Genomic DNA, 19,101 nt, shown 5'->3' with positions numbered 1-19,101 from the left:
TTTGTATATAGCATGTCAGAAAGGCGCCGCGCGGCGGGGAATTGTCAGCGAGTGATTCGCGATGTAAGGAAGCGTGTCGGCAGGAAAGCGGCGCGCGTTACTCCGGCCGGGAGACCGCGCGCCGCAGCAAAATCTTAGCGTTTCAAACCGTTGAACGTCTGCTCAATCACTTCCAGCAGCAGCGGATTGTTTACGTTCTGCATCACATGCACCAGCGCGCCCGCGTCCGCCGGCACGCCAACGTCCAGCCGCAGCGGCGTGCGGTAGCGCCAGGTCTTGCCGCGCGTGGCACCGGGACGCAGCTCAATATCGACGTGATAATCCACGCCGTCCGCCACGCGCTGGTTGAGCAGCCAGGCAATGACCAGCGCATCGTGGATCCAGCAGCCCGGCAGATGGCGGGTGCGGATGGAGTAATCAATCCACGGTCGCAGCGTTTCGCGCACAAACTGCGGCAGTGGATGATCGCAGGCGGTCAGGCGCGTGAGATCCTGATGGGTCAGCAGCGTCTGCGTGGTGGCATCCATCGGTACCAGCGTGATGGTGGCGCCACTGTGCAGCACCTGATGCGCCGCTTCCGGATCGAGGCCAAAATTGGTGTCTTTGATGTAGTCATCCAGCGCGAATACGCCGCCCATGATGACGATCTCCGCTACGCAATCCGCCATCTGCGGATAGCGCTGCAGCGCCTGCGCCACGTTGGTCAGCGGGCCAATCGCCACCAGCGTAAACTCGCCGGGATTGTCACAAATCAGCTGGCCCATCACGCCCGCCGCATCGTTGCCGTCCGCTGCCACCGTCTGCGGCTGACGCACGCCGCGCCACAGTTCGCCCAGCGCCGGGTCGGCGACGTTATCCAGCCGCGCGCGCCACGGCGCCGGATCTTCGCGCAGCGCCTGTAGCGCGCCCTGCACCACCGGAATGTTCAGTCCGAGCCGCTGCAGCAGATCTTTAGCCACCCGCGCTCCCACCGCGCTCGGCGTGTTGCCGCTCACGGTGGTGATTAGCTCAACGGCTAGCGCGCGTGACGCCAGCGCTAAGGCCAGCGCCAGCCCGTCATCGGTGTTAGCGCCAGCAATACCATTCCCCGGATCACAATCAATAATTAGTCTTTTCATAATGTTATATATTTATTTTTGTTGAGATAGCTGGCAGCCACAGGACTCACCGATCTCCAGATGGTGAGGAAATTCGGCCAGCTGCGCCTCGCCATGACCGTTTTTCAGCATGGCGATGGCGCTGCGTGCCATTTCGCGCAGCGGCTGGCGCACGGTGGTGAGCGTGGGCACATGAAAGGCCGATTGCTCGGTACCGTTGAAACACACCAGCGCGACATCGTGCGGCACGCGCAGACCGTGTTCGGACAGCGCGCGGATACAGCCAATCGCCTGCCCTTCGTTACTGGTAAACAGCGCGCGCGGCACCCGGCTGCTGGCAATCATGCGCTGCCCGGCGTCGTAGCCGCCCTGCCGTGAATAGCCGGCCGGAAAAATCAGCGCTTCATCTACCGTCAGCCCGTGCTGCGCCATGGCGTCGCGCCAGCCCTGAATACGATCCTGCGCGTTAAGCATCTCACGCGGACCGCTGATCATGCCGACCTGCTGATAGCCGTGGCTGAGCAGATGCGCCGTGACCTGACGCGCCGCTTCACGTTCGTTCACGCACAGCATGCTGACGCCGGGACGCGGTTCGATGCGGTCCAGCATCACCAGCGGCGTTCCGCTCGCCTGGATGACATCAATATAGGGATGGCGATCGACGCTGGTGTAAAACAGGCCATCAACCTGACGATTCAGCAAACCCTGAATCAGCTCCAGCTCGCGCTGGCGATCGTCGCCGGCATCGCCCAGCAGCATTACGTGGCCGTGGTTCAGCGACTCCTGCAGCAGCACGTGCGCCATTGAGGCGACAAACGGGTTTGCGATATTCGGCACGATCAGGCCAAAGGTTTTGGTACTGCCGGAGGCCAGCGCGCGTGCCACCGCATTCGGGCGATAGCCGGTTTGCTGGATGGCGGCCAGCACGCGCTGACGCGTGGCTTCGGCCACCGGACGCGGTCCGTTGTTGATCACATAGCTGACCACCGCCACCGAGGTTCCGGCGGCTTTGGCGACGTCACTGCGTGTCACATTTCCGGTTGGGGATTTCGCCAATATTGCCTCTGCGTTAATGCCGCTGGCCGGGAGTACCGGCCAGCGTAATCAAAGAATGTTGCACGATCCTGCGCGTCAGATAGCATCCTCCGGCAGATTCAGATCGCGTCCGCGCGTTTCCGGTGCCACAAAGGTGGTGAGGAAACCGATGGTCGCCATGGCCGAGAAGTACACGGCAATCGGCCACCAGTGGCCGGTAAACGACAGCAGCGCCGCAGCCACCAGCGGTGCGGTGCCTCCTGAAAGAATAGACCCCAGCTCTTTGGCAACCGCCATTTTGGTGTAACGGTGTTTAACGCCAAACATCTCTACGCCCCATGCCGCCTGCACGCCAAAGATGCCCAGCGACGCCAGCGCCATCCCCACCACAATCACCGGAATCACGATGGCCGGCTCGCGGCTGTCCATCAGGCTAAAGGCGGGCCAGGCGTAAACCATCAGTAACAGGCAGAAGCCGCGATAGGTGATGCGTCGGCCAAAGCGGTCCGACAGCCAGCCGGCAAACGGGATGATCAGGAAACCGAGCAGCGAGGCGATGAATACCGCGGTGGTCGGCACCGATTTGTCCAGCATCAGCACTTTGGCGACGTAGCCGACGATAAAGCCCTGTGCCAGATAGGACGGGCCGTTCTCACCGATGCGCAGCCCCACCATGGTCCAGAAGGCGCGGCTGCGCTGCCAGAAGCTGCGGTTGTCGGGTTGCGTCGCCCTTTGCGCCAGCGTTTCATGGCGCTGCGCCTGCAGTTCCGCCTGCTGACGCTCAAACACCGGCGTTTCACGCAGATGACGGCGAATCCACAGCGCGACCGCAGCAATCAACACGCTGCTGAGGAACGGAATACGCCAGCCCCAGTCGAGCAGCGTGGCTTTATCCATCTGAATCACCGCCAGCCACACCAGCGACGCAATCAGCGTGCCGCTGTTGGAACCAAGCGCAATCACCGACGACACCAGGCCACGGCGCTCAACCGGCGCGTATTCACCCAGCATCACCGTGCCGCCCGAGAGCTCTGCGCCGGCGCCCAGCCCCTGTGTGAAACGCAGCAGCACCAGGCAGGCCGGCGCCCACAGACCAATCGTTGCATAGGAAGGAATCAGGCCGATCAGCGTGGTCGAAGCGCCCATCAGAATGATGGTGCTGATCATCACTACCTTGCGGCCCTTGCGATCGCCAATCCAGCCAAACAGCAGCGCCCCGATCGGGCGTGCAATAAAGCCGACCGACCAGGTGGCAAAGCTGGAGAGCAGCGCCATTGCCGGGGTGGCTTCGGGAAAGAACACATCGCCAAAAATGATGCCGGCAGCGAGGCCATACAGGGCGAAATCCGCGTATTCCATCGCGGTGCCCAGCCAGCAGGAGAAGGTGGCGCGCCAGAAATCTTTGCGCCCGGTGGTGGTTTCCAGCCGCGCATCGGCGGCGGAAGCATGTGAACCTTGTTGCGTAACGGAGTGATGTACCGTCATAACCATTTCCCTGAAAGAGGTGAAAACAGTAAACGCCCATCCGTGGGTCGGTTCCCTGGCAACAAGCGGAACTCCCCGGTGGCGACGTTCAGTAGGCAAACCTGGATGAAAGGTCAGTAAAGAATTCCCTGGTGTTGGAATTCATCTATTTGCCTGATTTCGCCGATGTTTTTTTCATCGATCGCATTAGCATGGCAAATGTAACTGGGTCATCTCAAGGCCAACTTCGTCTCTGGCACCGTGAGTTGTCACTGTGAAGACAGTCTATCTACGCGCGTAGATAAATCAAGTGATCAACAGGAAAATAATTAACTTATCTTCACAATGGTGCAGGAGAAAAAGATAAAAACGGCGTTAATTCATGACATTACATTACAGCCAGCGTCATTAAAAAATCCACGCACGCTGCGTGATTAACGACTATTGCTTATCATTGGCAAAAACGGCGACCAAACTTTCACCGCGCCGTTTTCGCACATTTCAGTTAAGTTTTGATGACACCCGGGCATTATTCTTAAAACCGCCCGGGCCGCGCGAAATCCTGCGCGCCTGCAGTAGACTGGATGACCTTCACTCAGGAGTATTATGACCATTATCCTCATGCGACACGGCAAGCCAGACCATCCGGTAAGCGGGCGCTTTACGGCGCGGGCGCTGGCGGACTGGTGTGAAGGCTACGACCAGGCGGTGATTTGTGATGCGCCGCCGCCGCGCAGTATGGCGATTGCGCGCATGGCCAGCGTGATTGCCTGCAGCCCGTTGCCGCGCGCGCGTTCGTCGCTGGCGCGGCTCGGTCTGCAGGCGCAGGACGTGGATGAGGTGTTCAGTGAAGTGGCGATGCCGCTGCTGCCGTTTGCGCGTCTGCATCTGCCGCTGACGCTGTGGCTGGCGCTGCTGCGCCTGCTGTGGCTGTGCGGTTACGCCGGGCGCGTGGAATCAGTGCAGCATGCCCGGCAGCGCGCGCAGCGGGCGGCAGACAAACTGATTGCCCTGTCGCAACAGGGCACGGTGCTGCTGGTGGGCCACGGTATTATGAACAAACTGATTGCGCGCCAACTGCGCAAGCGCGGCTGGCAGGCAGAAAAACACGCCAGCAGCCGCCACTGGAGCAGCGCGATTTATCACCGGCCGTTTATTTGATGGCGGCCTTCGCACTCAGGACGACAGCTGAAAGTAGCTCAGGACTTCGCAGCCGGTGCCAGCCTGCGGCGTGGCGATGACCTTCATCTGCGTCAGATCGATCAGGCTAAGCGAACCGTCACCCTGATTAGCGATCAGCAGGCTGCGGTTATCGGCGCTAAAACAGCCATCCATCGGCTGATTGCCGACCGCAACGTCACCCAATGGATTAAGCAAGTCGTCAAACAGCGTCACCACTCCTTCCCCGTCGCCAATCGCCACCAGCCGCTCACCGCTGGCGCTGAAGCGCACCACCTGGCACGGCTGCTGATGGCCGGGCAGCGTGATGCGCTGGCGGATACGGTGACTCTGACGATCCACCACGTACAGCAGCGGCGCGTCTGCCGCGCTGGCCACCAGATAGGGGTGCTTTGGCGAGGCGGCAATGCCGGCAATCGGTCCCGGCAGCAGGATGTTGTCAATGATGCGCCCTTCCGCCTCGCACAAATCCACCACCGTGATGCTGGCATCCTCTTCGTTTTCAGTAAACAGCTTGCGGCCGCTGGGCGACAGCGTCAGCCGGTGCGCGTTGTGCGACGGCAGCCGGATGGTTTTCTCCAGCGTGTCGCTGTGCGGATCGATCACTGCCACCGCGGCACTGTGTTCACAGCACAGATACACTTTGCCATCGCGCCCCAGCTGGCCGCTGTGCGGTGCCTTGAGCGGTGACAGATCGATAAAGCCGCTAATCTGCCGCCGGCGCAAATCGATAATCGCCACCTTATGCCCCGGATGCGGATTGTCGCCGTGGACGCCATCACCGTAGATCGGCACATACGCCTTATCCAGCGCGGGCAGCATCAGCAGCTCATGCGGTCGCGGCGGTAAGGCATTCAGCTCCTGCTCAACGGCGAAGCTGTCGGGATTGAGAAACAGCACGCGGTTGCCCTGCTTATCAACCGCCAGTAACCCACGCTTGTGTGGCTGCATAGTGCCTCCTTTTTTTCGTTGCCTGCTCTAAGCGTAGCTAACCTGCCTCCGCGTTGGGCAAGCGGCGGCCAGGCCAGGGGAAAATACAGCGCCGTTAACGGACCGCCGATCGCTCATTTTTATTCCGCGCCGCGGCCTGTGCCTGCAGAGGGTTATTTTATTAGGAATAGTCTTAATCGAGCAAAAATAAAAAACGCATTCCCTCATCATTTTATTGATACCTCTTTTTAGCCATCCCGGATCCCGGCGTTTCCGGTAAATCTGAAAGCGAAAAAAATTCGTAGCCTTGCCGCTGCGGATCGATTATTAAGCAAGGGTAGTCTTTTTACACACAGCCGTCAGGACACATAAGCGCGCTCAAGCCGCCAGCATCAGGGAATCCTTGCTCCCCATAATCACAATAATCAGGTGCATCATGACAAAAAAACGTCTCCAGCCAGCCCTTACGCTCTGGCAACACTGGCAGAGAATCGCCTTTACCGGCCAGACATTACTGCAGAAAAAACAGCATACTGCGCTCTGCGCGCCGGAATATGATCCCAGCGAAGAGGACAATATCGTGTTGCTTTCGGGTGAGAAAGCGCTGCCGGAAATACCCAAAAAAGTCTGGATGTACTGGGACAATGAATATTTACCGAAATCGATGGCGTTAAATATCCAGCAGCTGCGTCAGGATAATCCCGACCATCAGGTGTATGTATTAAACCGTTTAACGCTTAAAGAAGTCTTGCCGGATTTTATTTTTACCTCGACACAATTAAGTGAGCAGCAAAAAAGTGAAGTCATTCGCCTCGAATTATTATTACGCTACGGCGGGATTGCGATTGACTGCAGCACGCTGTTATTTGAAGACCTGAGCTGGGTGCACCGTGCGCATCAGGAACGCCGCATGGATGTGATTGGCTATTACCGCGAAATTGCCACCGTCAACTATCTGGCACCGGTGATTGAAAACTGGTTTCTCGCCGCTGCGCCCAATAATCCTTTTATTCGCGAGTGGCAAAAACAGTACGCGCCGATCAAGCATCTGGGGGCGCACAACTATTTTAATGAGCTGGCAAAGCGCGATGATTTTGCCCTGCTGACTCAGAAAATCGCCGAGCCCGCACAGCAGCTGGGTTCGCTGGCGCAGCAGGCGGCGATGCGCGAACATCGCCGCGTGAACCTGTATCTGCGTAAATGTGAGGCCAACGCGTATTACTATCAGCGGCTGAGCAACTGGCAAAGTGACGCCTTTGCGCACACGGTGCTATTCCATCAGCGCCCGCATACGCCGCCGCCGGTGATCAAGCTGAGCGGCATTGAGCAGCTGCATCTCGACTTCAATCTGCGTCTCGGTAACTATAACCGTCGCAGCCTGCTGGGGGCGATGATGCAGCCCACAGCACCGCTCAGCGCGCCGCTGGCCTCACCCATCAACAAAGCGCGTGCGTAGCCAGTGGATAAAGGTGGTGACGGCACGCGGTACCTGCGCTGCGTAAGGCCGCACCACCCACAGGCGGTCGGCAAAGGCATCGACCGCCTGCCACTCCGGCAGCACCTGCTGCAGCGTGCCGCTGGCCAGCGCCGCGCTGGCGCTGAAGTCCGGCAGCATGGCAATGCCCAGCCCCTGCAGCGCAGCGTCACGAATCGACTCGCTGTTATTAGTGGCGAAATTACCCTGAATCTTCACCTGCACCGTTTCGTTGTCATCGCTGTGCAGACGAAAGCGCCACTGCGGCGACTCCAGCCCGCGCGGATAATAGAGGCAGTTATGCTGCTGCAGCGCCTGCGGCGTATCTGGCGTACCGTGACGGGTCAGATAATCCGGCGCGGCCACCAGCAGCGTGCGCGTTTCACACAGCGGCAGCGCGACGTGCGTTTCCGGCAGCTGCTGGCTGTGGCGAATGGCGAGATCGAATCCTTCGCTGCCCAGCGACACCAGCCGATCGCTGACGTTAAGCTGCAACCGCACCTGCGGGTAGTCGCGCAGAAAGTCGCCGATAATCGGCACCAGCTGCTGCCGGGCAAACGCCACCGGCGCGCTGATGCGCACCAGGCCGCGCACCGGCCCGGCTTCGTCACGCACGCTAAAGAAGCTCTGCGCGATGCGCGCAAACGGCTCGCGCAGGTCGTCCACCAGCTTTTCACCGGCCGACGTCAGCCGCACGCTGCGCGTGGTGCGCTGCACCAGCGCCACGCCCGCCATCTGCTCCAGTTCTTTGATTTTCTGGCTCATCGCCGCTTTACTGACATCCAGGCGTTCAGCCGCGCGGGTAAAACTGCCCTGTTCCGCCAGTACCGTCAGCCAGTGCAAATGCACCCAGAGTGCATCGGTTTTAATTTCTTTCATCAGGATTGTTCAAAATAATAAATAATCATTTTAATCAGCGCGCTTTTTCTTTCCGGCAGCAAGCGGCAGCATAGCGTTTCATCCTACTCTTTCCGCGTGGGCAAAAACGAGGATTTATTGATGCCGTTACTGACTTTTGATGTTATTCAGGGCCGTTCTGAAGCAGAGATTCGCACCTTACTCGACGCCGCGCATCGCGCAGTACTCACGGCATTTAAGGTTCCGGCGCGCGATCGTTACCAGATTGTTCATGAAAACAAGCGTTATCAGATGGTCTTTCAGGATACCGGGCTGGGCTTTGCGCGCAGCGACAATCTGGTGATGGTACGCGTGTACACCAGCCCAAGAAGTGAAGAACAGAAAACGCACTTCATGGCAGAGTTAGCGCGCGAGTTGCGGGAGAATTGTGGCGTGCAGGGCAACGATCTGATGATCAGTTTTATCACCAACAGCAAAGGTGACTGGAGCTTTGCCGACGGCGAAGCGCAGTATCTCACCGGTAAGTTGTAACGCCCGCGCCCGCCCTGGCTGGCAGCAGCGCGCCGGTTGCTGCCAGACTAAATCAGACTCCGCCTAAACTCGCCTTAAACGATTCGCAATGCATCGCACAAATCTGGTTGGATGTGTTGCAGCCCTGTGACAGCCAATATAGATTGACGCAAAACCCCCGCAGAGGGCCGCAGACGCAGGTAACGCGTTCTTTTTACTTAATGTGAGGATCTGCCGTTGGAGTTGCTTTCAATAGTGCTCTTTTTGGCTGCGATCGCAGTCTATTCGTATAAAGCCGGGCGAAATAAATTCTGGTTTATCCTGATCTTGCTGCTGCTCACCCTGTTCATCGTGCTCAACGCCACGCTGTATGCCAGCAACTATTTTACCGGCGATGGCATCAACGATGCGGTGCTCTACACCCTGACCAACAGCCTGACCGGCGCGGGCGTGAGCAAATATGTGGTACCGGCGCTTGGCTTGATCATCGGCCTGTTTTTACTGTTCTGTTTTCTCTCCTGGGTGCTGCGCCGGCATAAACGTCCGCATCATCTCGGCTGGAGCCTGCTGGCGATCGCCTGTGCTGCCGGCTCGGTGCAAACCACGCCGGCGTTTCGCCAGGTGAAAGAGCTGATCGCTTCTCACGCGCGCCAGGCTGACTCGGATTTCGAAACCTATTACAAAACGCCGAATAAGCAGATTAACGCGCCGAAGCTCAACCTGGTGTATATCTACGGCGAAAGCCTTGAGCGCACCTACTTCGATCAACAGGCTTTTCCTGGCCTGGCACCGGAGCTGAGCCGCGAAAAAGATCACAGCATTGACTTCAGCAACACCGAGCAACTGCCCGGCACCGATTACACCATCGCCGGCATGGTGGCGTCGCAGTGCGGTATTCCGCTGTTTGCGCCGTTCGACGGCAACGCCTCGGCTTCGCTTTCCAGCTTCTATCCGCAAAATATCTGCCTCGGCGATATCCTCAAACACTCCGGCTATGAGAACTGGTTTATTCAGGGCGCAGACCTGCGCTTTGCCGGCAAAGACACTTTTTTGCTGTCACACGGTTTTGACGCCGCCAACATGTACGGCTCGCAGGAGCTGAAGAGCCGCGTCGCCGACCCCAGCTACCGTAACAACTGGGGCTTTTACGACGATACGGTGATGGATGAAGTGTTTGAAAAGTATGAGGAGCTGTCGCGTCAGCAGAAACGCTTTGCGCTGTTTACACTCACCGTGGACACCCATCATCCGGACGGCTTTATTTCGCGCAGCTGTCAGCGCAAAAGTTACAGCTATGACGGCAAACCCAACCAGTCGTTTAGCGCGGTGGCCTGTTCCCAGGAGCACGTGGCGCGCCTGATTGCCCGCATCAAAGCCTCGCCGTGGTTTAAAAACACCGTGATTGTGGTGAGTTCCGATCATCTGGCGATGAATAACACGGCGCATCAGTATCTGATCAAGCAGCCGCGCCGCGATCTGTTTATGGTGATCCGTGGCGATCAGCCGCAGGCCGAGGTGCTGGACGGCAAGCGCAGCACGCTGGATAACGGCGCCACGGTGCTGGATATTCTCGGCGGGGATAACGCGATTGGCCTTGGCCGCAGCGGGCTGTCTTCGGCCTCGCTCTCCAGCCAGTTCGATGACATGGCGAAGAAGGTGACGGCGTGGAAAGCCGATATCATTCAGCTGTGGAATTTCCCCAGCCAGATGAAGACGTTCACCATCGACCAGCCCAAAAATACCTTTAGCTTCTCGGGCGCGACGTTCAGGCTGCCGATCCTGTTCCGCGTATCCGATCATCAGGTAGAGCCGCTGCCGGAAGGCGAATACGCCGCGCCGCTGCGCTTCCAGCTGGCCGATTTTGCCGCCAGCGATAAGTTTGTCTGGGTCGATCGCTGCTTCAAAATGGGCCGGCTGTGGCAGCCGGCGCTGGCGCTGTCGACCGATCTCTGTCTGGCGATGGGCCAGACCGGCGGACAGCCCACCGTGACGCGCATCGACCAGCCGGTGTGGCAGGGCAAAGCGCAGTTCCCGCAGGTGAAAGTCAGCGCGGCGACCTATCAGCTCAACGAGCAGCAAATGCGCATCGAGGATAATGCCATTCGCTACCAGGCGGACAGCTTCCTGCTGACCGTGCCGGGCGCGCCGGCCAGCGTGAAGCGCTTTAGCGGTATTTCACGGCCGGAAAGCTGGGGACGCTGGTCGAACGCCAACCTCGCGCCGGAGGTGAACATTGAATATGTCGATCCGCTACCGGCGCGTTTTGACGTGGTGATCACCGCACGTGCCTATGGGGCTAACGCCCATCGACCGATTCCGGTGCGCGTCGGCGATCAAGTGCAGCAGCTCAATCTGGGTGACGCGTTCTCCACGCAGACGCTGCATTTCACCAACCCCGGCGCCAGCCGCAACCTGATCATCACGCCGCCAGAACCACAGCTGTCTAATCTCGGCAACATTACCGGTCAGGATCCACGCAAACTCGGTATCGGCATGGCGGAGATAAAAATAATTCCGCAGCCCGAAAATTGATAAAAATGCGTGCCAGACCAGGGCCTGCCAGCGTGCAGGCCCTTTTTATTGCCGCTTAGCGTTACTCATTGTACGAATTGATATTTTTCGAGACGTCGCGCAAAATCCACATCATCACATGGTGCAACTATCACCACCTGGATAACCTTGCAGGCAACAGGAAAGGCGACCAGGAGCAACAGGGATGATACCGACGATGATGAACACCCATAAGGCATTCAAAGCGCTGCAGCAGGCGGGCGTGGCCGATCACCAGGCCGAAGTGATGGTCGACATTTTTGCCGAAATGCAGCAGGAAAACAGCCTGACCAAAACGCACCTTTCGCAGGCCATGGAAGGCGTGATGCGGGCAAATCACGCCACCTCGCAACGTGTCGATAAACTGGCACAGAGCCTCAGGCATTTAGAAAATGAGGTCCGCCATACGTTTAAAGCCATTGAGCTGCGATTTGACAACGTCGATGAGCAATTCAGGAAAATTGATCAACGCTTTGAACAAATCGATCAACGCTTCGAAAAGATGGATGCGCAATTCAAGCAAATCGATAAACGCTTAGAAAAAGTGGATGCGCAATTCAGGACAATCGATCAGCGTTTTGAACAAATCGATGAACAATTCAGGAAAATTGATCAACGCTTTGAAAAGATGGATGAGCAATTCAGGAAAATCGATCAACGCTTTGAACAAATCGATGAGCAATTCAGGAAAATCGATCAACGCTTTGAACAAATCGATGAGCAATTCAGGAAAATCGATCAGCGTTTTGAACAAATCGATGAGCGATTCAGGCAAATTGATAAACGCTTTGAAAAGATGGATGAGCAATTCAGGCAAATTGATAAACGCTTTGAAAAAGTGGATGAGCGCCTGCTGGATCTCGACCATCGCATGCAGCTCGGTTTCAATGAGCTCAAACGCGATAATCTCTGGCATCGGCGGCTGATGATGGCCATGGCCAGCGCCTTTGTGTTGTCAGCCGCCAAATATATTTTTGCCGGTTAGCCGGGTAGCCAGCCCGGCGCGCGCGTCAGGCCTGACGTAATGTCTCCAGCCTGGCGCGTTGCTGCCCACGGGCGTCGAAATTGTCTGCCGCCAGCCAGCGCTCAAAGCCCAGCTTCACCTGCGGCCATTCGCTGTCGATGATAGAGAACCAGGCGGTATCCCGGCTGCGATTTTTATACACCACCACCTGACGAAACGTGCCTTCATAACGGAAGCCCAGCCGCAGTGCGGCGTTGTACGACGGCTGGTTACAGCTGTCGCATTTCCACTCGTAGCGACGATAGCCAAGTTGTTCGAAGGCGTAACGCATCAGCAGATAGTGGGCTTCGGTGGCCATGCGGGTTTGCTTCAGCAGCGGAGAGAACACCACAAAGCCGACCTCCATCACGCCGTGCTGCGGTTCAATGCGCATCAGCGCCAGCGAGCCGACCGCCTGCCCACTTTGCCGGTCAATAACCGCGAAGTGCAGGTAATCCGGACTCTGCTGGCACTGCTGCGCAAACGCCAGATAAGACGCTTCATCGTCAAAGCGCCCGACCGGCAGCCAGGTCCAGTCGCGGTCATCTTCCGCCAGCGCATAAGCCGCATACAGCTCGCGACCGTGACGTGCGGCATCCAGCGGCTCCAGCCGGCAATATTGTCCGGTGAAAATCTGCCCCTGCGGCAGCGGGCGCGGCTGCCACGCCTCCAGCGCCGGGCCGATGGGTTGTCCATAACGATTGGTCTGCGATGACATACGGCGATTCCTTCTGTGTGAGAGTGACAGCGTGCAGCGTGCCACTTTGCTGGTTCAGGAAAAAGCGCCACAATGTGACAAATCGATAGATCCACGGAGGCGCTGATGCGCGCATTAAACCGGCATTCGCTGCTGCTGGCACCGCTAGAGGCCGACGGCAGCCTGACACTGCAACAGCAGCTGTATCAGCGACTGCGCCAGGCGATACTGAATGGTCAGCTGGCGGCGGGCACGCGCCTGCCGGCGACCCGCCAGCTGGCGGCTGAACTGCAGGTGTCGCGCAATACGGTGATCGCCGTCTGGTCACAGCTGCAGGCGGAAGGATTTATCCTCAGCGACCGTCAGGGAAGCCGCGTCAGCCGGCTGGCGCACATGCCACTGCCAGCGCAGGCGTCCGACGACAGCGCCGACTGGCCGGTTTCCGCGCGCGCTGCCGGATTGCACTCGCTGCATCGCCTCTCCAGCCAGGAGCTGGCGCTGCGCCCGAGCACGCCGGCGCTGGCGCATTTCCCGCTGGCGCAGTGGCGTCGCGCGCTCAATCAAACCGCGCAGCAGGCACAGTTGCTGGGCTACGGCGATCCGCTGGGTGAGCTGGCGCTGCGTGAGGCACTGGCGCAGCATCTGGCGCTGGCGCGCGGCGTGCGCTGTGCGCCGCAGCAGATTGTGATTACCGAAGGCGCGCAGCAGGCGCTGACGCTGTGCGTCGCGCTGCTCACCAATCGTGGTGACACCGGCTGGGTGGAAGAGCCGGGCTATCGCGGCGCCAAAGCGGCGATGCGCCTTGGCGATCTGCAGATCGAGCCGATTGCGGTGGATGCGCAGGGACTAGCACCGACAGCGCAGGACTGGCAGCAGCGCCCGCCGCAGCTGATTTACACCACGCCGACGCATCAGTATCCCACCGGCGCGATCATGAGCGCCGCGCGCCGGCTGGCGCTGCTGGCGGCGGCACAGCGGCATCAGGCGTGGATTATTGAAGATGATTACGACAGCGATTTTCGCTACAGCGGCGAGCCCATCGCCGCGATGCAGGGCATGGCGCAGCCGACGCCGGTGATTTACATCGGCTCCTTCAGCAAAACCCTGTTTCCGGCGCTGCGCATCGGCTACATGGTGCTGCCTGCCCCGCTACTGCCGCGGCTGCGGCCGGCCTTGCATGAGCTGTTACGCGGCGGTAACCGGCCGGAACAGCAGGCGCTGGCGCTGTTTCTACGCAGCGGGGATTTCAATCGCCACCTGAGCAAAATGCGCCGCCTGTATCGTCAGCGGCAGGCCACGCTGCGGGCTGCGCTACAGGAGACATTTGGTACTCAGGTGCCGCTGCTGGGCGGTGAATGCGGTATGCATCTGGTGTTGCCGCTGGCGGATACGGTGGATGATGTGGCGCTGACGGCGCAGCTGTTTCGCTATGGCTATGCGCCTGGCGCGCTGTCCGGCTTTTATCTGGGCGAGCAAAAACAGCAGGGACTGGTGCTGGGATACGGTAATACCAGCACCAGTCAGATAATGGCAGGCGTGGCGCAGTTGGCGCGCCTGCTGCCGGGCATTAACCCTTGAAGAAAATGTCGCCGGATTTGCCCATCACGATCTTGCCGCTGTCGTCGGTGATCAGGATGTAGTTAGCGTTGATGTAAGCCCAGTGCGTGCCTTCCTGCGGTGCAGGCAGGTGGCGCGGCTGCCACTCAACGATGGTGTACTGCTTTTTACGGTACTCATCCGGCACGACGTCACCGACTTTATACTCTTTGTAATCGATGATGATGGTGTGCAGATCGTAATTATTGGCGGCGGATGGCGCTTCACCCGGACCGTTTTGTGACGGGCGAATCGGCGCGACATCGCCACTGGATTCTGCCGGTTCACTGCTGGCGGGCGCATCGCTGGTGGCCGCTGGCGCTGAGGCGTCAGGTGCGGTTTGCTGCACCTGCGGCGGCATCGGTACGCTATCGGTTTGCTCACCTTCTGCCAGCGCTGCTGGCGTCAGGCTTAAAGCGCCCAGAAAAATTCCTGCTGAAAGAAGGGTGACGTGTGTCCTGCGCATTGGTGATTTCCACTCTGGTTAATTATTTAACTGTCCCATTTACTGACAAGCGCCACGTGCGGAAGGTTCCCGCGCCGCGCTTGGCGCGTCAAATTTCGCTCCACAGCATACCTCAGGCGGCGCGCTTTGCTGAGCAGCAAAATTGCAAGCAACCGTGTTCAGCACCCGGCGATCTTTACGCGCCAAATCACGCAGCAGCGCAATGCCCAGATAGTTGCTCCAGTTGAAGGCGTTTTGCAGCACCACGATGGCATTGCCGTGGGCGCGATCGTAGCCAATAAAGCTGGCATAACCGCCAATATACCCCACCTGATAAGTGATCTGCTGCTGACCATAGGTATCGGTTACCCAGGCGATATTCTGCGCCTGGTTGCCATGCTGCTCATAAGGATAATTGACCTGCGCCAGCGCCTGACCGAGCGCGCCCTGTGCATCGCTGTGCAGATGCGCATCGAGGTAGCGAATCAGATCGCGCGCATTGCTGTACAGGCTGGCGGCCGCCACCATATTGCCGCGAAAGGCCCAGTCCGGCGTCAGCTGACCACGCGCGATCAGTTTCGGCTGATCGCCGGCGTGGCCCAGCGCGCGCCACGGATAGCCGCGCAGGGTTTGCGGATGGAAGCTGCTGCTGGTCATGCCGAGCGGACCAAACAGCTGATGCTGCGCCAGCGTTTCAATGTCCTGATGCAGGCGATGCTGCAGAATATAGCCCAGCAGCGCATAGCCGAGATTGGAATACTGCGCCGCCGGGTGCGCGGGGGCGCTGAAATCGGCCAGATAACTCAGCACGGCATCGCTATCCAGATTGCCGTAAAAATTTTCGCCGCTGCGCAGGTAAGCCATAAATTTCAGGAACATCGGCAGATCCATATCCTGGCGCGGCAGCCCCGAGGTGTGCGTGACCAGCTGCAGCAGCGTGATGCGTTTTGCATCCTCACTCAGCGGCACGCCGCGCGGCAGCAGCGTGGCCAGCGTGTCGTTCCAGTGCAGCTCGCCGCGATCCACCAGCCCGATAATGACCTCTGCGGTAACGCCTTTGCTCAGCGATCCCAGCGCAAACAGCGTATCCGGCGTGATGGGATAACGCTGACGCGCATCGGTGACGCCATAGCTGTAAAACTGCGGCGCGCCGCGCTGGTGAATAATGGCGATGCTGATGCCCGCTACCTGCTTTTGCTGCATGTAGTGGCGCACAATGTCATCGACGTTTTCATGGAAGGAGGCGTGGGAAAGGTATACGCGATCGCCCACCGGCGCGGACGTTTGCGACAGCGTTCCGCAGCCGCTGAGCAGCAGACACAGGGCTGACAGCCGCAGGTGCAACCATGCGCGAGAAAGCGTCAGCCGCTGAAGCCTGACGAAGCGGGAAATAGCCATCAATTGATAAGTTATTTTTTATGTTATGCAGCAGGTGCCACTGGTGTTGGTGGCGAAATATACCACAGAACAGCGGGTGCGCCACCTGTCAGCCGCAGGTGGCGCCGGGCATTATTGATTAACCGGGATAACCGATCCTTTGTAGTGCTGGTTGATAAATTCAGCAGTTTGCTTTGATTCGAGATCTTTCGCTAACGCCAGAATGCGCGGGTCGCTGGCCAGCTTTGGCGTGGTGACCAGCACGTTGGCATACGGATTATCCTTTGCCTGTTCCAGCGCCAGCGCGTCTTTTGACGGCACCAGCCCGGCCTGCAGGGCATAGTTACCGTTAATAATCGCCAGCTGCGCATCATCCAGCGCGCGCGGCAGCTGCGGCGCTTCAACTTCAATGATCTTCAGATGGTGCGGGTTGTCACTGATGTCCGCCGTGGTCACCAGCGTACTGGCGCTGCGGCTTTTCAGCGTAATCAGGCCTTTGGCCTGCAGCAGATAGAGCGCGCGGCTCAGGTTAGTGACGTTGTTGGGCACCGCAACCTGCGCGCCATCCGGCAGATCTTTCAGAGATTTCACTTTGTGCGAATAAATCCCGAGTGGCTCAATATGCACGGTCGCCACCACGGCAAATTTTTCGCCCAGCGCTTTTTCCTGATCGCGCAGATAAGGCACATGCTGGAAATAGTTGGCATCGATGTCGCCACGCGCCAGCAGCTCGTTGGCGTTTAAATTGCCGTTAAGCTCGATCACCTTCAGGTCGAGCTGTTTGTCGGTTTGTTTGATGTAGTTGAGAATCTCACTGTGCGGCACCGGATCGGCGGCCACGCGCAGTGCCGCGGCGGACGCCACGCTGCTGAACAGGGTCATCAGGGCCAGTGACGCTATCATCGTTTTCTGCATGGGCTTTCCTTACGTTTCTTATGATTTCACTGTGCTTAATGCATCAGCGTAATAGCGCTGCGCCACATCGCGATGGGAACGCAGACGCCCTTTGAGGTAGTTCCAGCCCACTTCACGCAGCAGCGGATTGTCAGGATCGCTGGTCGGGCCGTGGGCTTCTGCCGCCAGCTGCGGCGGCAACTGATACAGCGGTACTTCGGCGTCCAGCTGCGCACCGAGAAAAAAAGCGATCGACACGCGTTCACGATTAGCCGGCGGCGACACCACGCGGTGCACGGTGGCGCGCAGATACCCATTGCTGGCAATTTCCAGCAGTTCACCGATGTTGACCACAAACGCGCCCGGCTTCGGCAACGCATCCACCCAGTGACCGGGTGACACTTCCACCTGTAAACCGGGCTGATCGTCCTGCAGCAAAAAGGTGAGGAAGCCGGAGTCTTTATGCGCGCCGACGCCCTGCTGGCTGGCTTCTGCCGCCTGACCGGGATAACGAATCAGCTTGATGTGCTCATTGGACTGGGTGCCATACAGCGCGTCGAACGCATCCGGCGGCAGCGCCAGCGCTTTGGCAAAGGCCCGCAGCAGGCGCAGCGCGATGGCGGCCATCGCCTGCTGCCAGGCGTGCATCACCGGACGCAATTGCGGTAACGCCTCCGGCCATAAGTTGGGCCCCTGCAGCCGTTTCCACGCCGGATCGCCCGGCTGCAGCGTCAGCGCCGCGCGTTCGGCACCGATATCAAACTGTTCACGCTGATCGCGCTGGTCACGGGTGTATTCCACGCCGGCGTGGTTGTAGCCGCGAAAATGCGGCGAGTGGATCATCGCCACGCGCTGCTTCTCCGCCTGCGGCAGGGCAAAAAACGCCCGCGTGATACTCTCCACGTTGTGCAGCAGTTGCGGGTTGATGCCGTGATTAACCAGATAGAAGAAACCGACGTCACGCGCGGTCTCCCGCAGCTGCGCCAGGTAAGCTGCCTGCTCTGCGTCCGGTAGTTCCAGCAGGGCCAGATCCAGTACTGGCAGGGTATCCGCCATGATGTTGTCTCCTCGCTATCGGTAAATCCTGCGTTTACGCTGACATTTGCCGCCGTTTCCCGCCAATACTGTTGCGCGATAAGTTATGGCGATTCCTTTTTAGGCGCACTTCGGCTATCGATATGCAAAAAGCGGTAAATCAGGCGCGCTGCCGCTATAATCGCGCCCAGCAATTTTTGCCCACCAATGCACACCGCAGGAGACGCCGGATGAATCAGGGTCCGTTAACCGAAAAAGAGCTGAACTGGCTTGATGACATGCTGGAAAAATATGGCAACGAACACTCCGTGGTGGACACCGCCGAACTGGACGGCATGCTGACCGCCCTGCTCTCCGGCCCGAACGATATCGAACCGAGCGAATGGCTGGTGGCGATTTGGGGCGGTGAGAAGAAGATTCCTCAGTGGGCGAACGCGCGCGAAATGGACCGCTTCATGGCGCTGACTTTCCAGCACTTCAATGACATCGCCGAGCGGCTGGCGGAGTATCCGGAGCAGTTCGATCCGCTGTTCGGCGAGCAGGAGATGGAAGGCCAGCTGTTTACCGTGGTGGAAGACTGGTGCTATGGCTATATGCGTGGCGTGGCGCTGGATGCAGACTGGGCGCAGCTGCCGGCGGCACAGCAACCGGCGCTGCAGGCGATTGCGCTGCACGGCAGTGAAGAACAGCTGGCGCAGCGTGAAGCCTTTACCCCGGACGCGTTTGAGGCCAGCATCGAGGCGATTCGTCCGGCGGCGCTGGAACTGCACGAATACTGGCAGGAGCAGCGCATGGCGCAGCCCGATCCGGCCCCGCAGCTGCCGCATTTTGCCGGTGAAAAAACCGGTCGCAACGATCCCTGCCCGTGCGGCAGCGGCAAAAAGTTTAAGCAGTGCTGCCTGAATAAAACCTGAGACGCTCACCTCAACGCAGGCCAGCGCAAAACTGGCCTGCGCA

The 19,101-nt window shown here is 58.9% G+C and carries 17 protein-coding genes; 7 read left to right on the top strand and 10 right to left on the bottom strand.

Going from position 1 to position 19,101, the window contains the following annotated elements:
- Positions 1 to 134 precede the first annotated feature (134 nt).
- From AC6I8F_RS03485 to AC6I8F_RS03475, 3 genes are all read right to left on the bottom strand, one after another.
- Positions 135 to 1,118, bottom strand: a complete 984-nt coding sequence (locus AC6I8F_RS03485) for a nucleoside hydrolase (protein ID WP_166711096.1) — start codon at positions 1,116 to 1,118, stop codon at positions 135 to 137.
- 12 nt (positions 1,119 to 1,130) lie between these two features.
- Positions 1,131 to 2,153: a LacI family DNA-binding transcriptional regulator gene (locus tag AC6I8F_RS03480; RefSeq protein WP_477530640.1), complete on the bottom strand. Its 1,023-nt coding sequence runs from the start codon at positions 2,151 to 2,153 to the stop codon at positions 1,131 to 1,133.
- Positions 2,154 to 2,228: 75 nt separating this feature from the next.
- Complete coding sequence (locus AC6I8F_RS03475; protein ID WP_498028530.1) at positions 2,229 to 3,617, bottom strand: MFS transporter; 1,389 nt, start codon at positions 3,615 to 3,617, stop codon at positions 2,229 to 2,231.
- 585 nt (positions 3,618 to 4,202) lie between these two features.
- On the opposite strand from AC6I8F_RS03475, the gene AC6I8F_RS03470 reads away from it, so the two are divergent.
- Positions 4,203 to 4,757 carry a histidine phosphatase family protein gene (locus AC6I8F_RS03470; protein WP_021506764.1) on the top strand — a complete coding sequence of 185 codons (555 nt, stop codon included), beginning with the start codon at positions 4,203 to 4,205 and terminating at the stop codon, positions 4,755 to 4,757.
- Positions 4,758 to 4,772: 15 nt separating this feature from the next.
- Here the strand turns inward: AC6I8F_RS03470 and AC6I8F_RS03465 are convergent, their stop codons facing one another.
- On the bottom strand, positions 4,773 to 5,726 hold the full coding sequence (locus AC6I8F_RS03465) for a YncE family protein (RefSeq protein WP_211725793.1): 954 nt from the start codon (positions 5,724 to 5,726) through the stop codon (positions 4,773 to 4,775).
- Positions 5,727 to 6,141: 415 nt separating this feature from the next.
- Here AC6I8F_RS03465 and AC6I8F_RS03460 point away from each other — a divergent pair, with 415 nt between their 5' ends.
- Complete coding sequence (locus tag AC6I8F_RS03460; protein WP_262265063.1) at positions 6,142 to 7,161, top strand: glycosyltransferase family 32 protein; 1,020 nt, start codon at positions 6,142 to 6,144, stop codon at positions 7,159 to 7,161.
- On the opposite strand, the gene AC6I8F_RS03455 is transcribed toward AC6I8F_RS03460, so the two are convergent.
- On the bottom strand, positions 7,135 to 8,058 hold the full coding sequence (locus tag AC6I8F_RS03455) for a LysR family transcriptional regulator (protein WP_275028065.1): 924 nt from the start codon (positions 8,056 to 8,058) through the stop codon (positions 7,135 to 7,137). The two genes, AC6I8F_RS03460 and AC6I8F_RS03455, sit on opposite strands and share 27 nt — an antisense overlap.
- 120 nt (positions 8,059 to 8,178) lie before the next feature.
- Between AC6I8F_RS03455 and AC6I8F_RS03450 the strand changes: the two genes are divergently transcribed.
- The 3 genes from AC6I8F_RS03450 to AC6I8F_RS03440 all read left to right on the top strand — a co-directional run bounded on the left by AC6I8F_RS03450 (position 8,179) and on the right by AC6I8F_RS03440 (position 12,082).
- Positions 8,179 to 8,568, top strand: a complete 390-nt coding sequence (locus tag AC6I8F_RS03450) for a tautomerase family protein (RefSeq protein ID WP_021506760.1) — start codon at positions 8,179 to 8,181, stop codon at positions 8,566 to 8,568.
- A gap of 210 nt (positions 8,569 to 8,778) precedes the next feature.
- On the top strand, positions 8,779 to 11,079 hold the full coding sequence (gene opgB, locus AC6I8F_RS03445; protein ID WP_211725797.1) for a phosphatidylglycerol--membrane-oligosaccharide glycerophosphotransferase: 2,301 nt from the start codon (positions 8,779 to 8,781) through the stop codon (positions 11,077 to 11,079).
- A gap of 196 nt (positions 11,080 to 11,275) precedes the next feature.
- On the top strand, positions 11,276 to 12,082 hold the full coding sequence (locus AC6I8F_RS03440; RefSeq protein ID WP_481657351.1) for a hypothetical protein: 807 nt from the start codon (positions 11,276 to 11,278) through the stop codon (positions 12,080 to 12,082).
- Between the two features lie 25 nt (positions 12,083 to 12,107).
- On the opposite strand, the gene AC6I8F_RS03435 is transcribed toward AC6I8F_RS03440, so the two are convergent.
- The gene (locus AC6I8F_RS03435; RefSeq protein WP_104093737.1) at positions 12,108 to 12,818 is read right to left on the bottom strand and encodes a GNAT family N-acetyltransferase; all 711 of its coding nucleotides are present in this window, start codon (positions 12,816 to 12,818) and stop codon (positions 12,108 to 12,110) included.
- 105 nt (positions 12,819 to 12,923) lie between these two features.
- Here AC6I8F_RS03435 and pdxR point away from each other — a divergent pair, with 105 nt between their 5' ends.
- Positions 12,924 to 14,375 carry a MocR-like pyridoxine biosynthesis transcription factor PdxR gene (gene pdxR, locus AC6I8F_RS03430; RefSeq protein WP_481657349.1) on the top strand — a complete coding sequence of 484 codons (1,452 nt, stop codon included), beginning with the start codon at positions 12,924 to 12,926 and terminating at the stop codon, positions 14,373 to 14,375.
- Here pdxR and AC6I8F_RS03425 read toward each other — a convergent pair.
- The 4 genes from AC6I8F_RS03425 to AC6I8F_RS03410 form a co-directional block, all read right to left on the bottom strand.
- Positions 14,365 to 14,859: an RcnB family protein gene (locus AC6I8F_RS03425; RefSeq protein WP_031279558.1), complete on the bottom strand. Its 495-nt coding sequence runs from the start codon at positions 14,857 to 14,859 to the stop codon at positions 14,365 to 14,367. The genes pdxR and AC6I8F_RS03425 overlap by 11 nt on opposite strands.
- 39 nt (positions 14,860 to 14,898) lie before the next feature.
- Positions 14,899 to 16,236, bottom strand: a complete 1,338-nt coding sequence (locus AC6I8F_RS03420; protein ID WP_498028529.1) for a serine hydrolase domain-containing protein — start codon at positions 16,234 to 16,236, stop codon at positions 14,899 to 14,901.
- A gap of 111 nt (positions 16,237 to 16,347) precedes the next feature.
- A complete protein-coding gene (locus AC6I8F_RS03415) occupies positions 16,348 to 17,130 on the bottom strand; it encodes a MetQ/NlpA family ABC transporter substrate-binding protein (RefSeq protein WP_498028528.1) in 783 nt (260 codons plus the stop codon).
- Between the two features lie 18 nt (positions 17,131 to 17,148).
- Positions 17,149 to 18,168, bottom strand: coding sequence for an isopenicillin N synthase family dioxygenase (locus AC6I8F_RS03410; RefSeq protein ID WP_498028780.1), 1,020 nt, complete (start codon positions 18,166 to 18,168; stop codon positions 17,149 to 17,151).
- 206 nt (positions 18,169 to 18,374) lie between these two features.
- Here AC6I8F_RS03410 and AC6I8F_RS03405 point away from each other — a divergent pair, with 206 nt between their 5' ends.
- Positions 18,375 to 19,058, top strand: a complete 684-nt coding sequence (locus AC6I8F_RS03405) for a YecA/YgfB family protein (RefSeq protein ID WP_058776430.1) — start codon at positions 18,375 to 18,377, stop codon at positions 19,056 to 19,058.
- Positions 19,059 to 19,101 lie beyond the last annotated feature (43 nt).

The sequence above is a fragment of the gamma proteobacterium symbiont of Axiagastus rosmarus genome (genome assembly GCF_059730925.1).
This window is presented reverse-complemented; position numbering and strand designations above follow the sequence as displayed.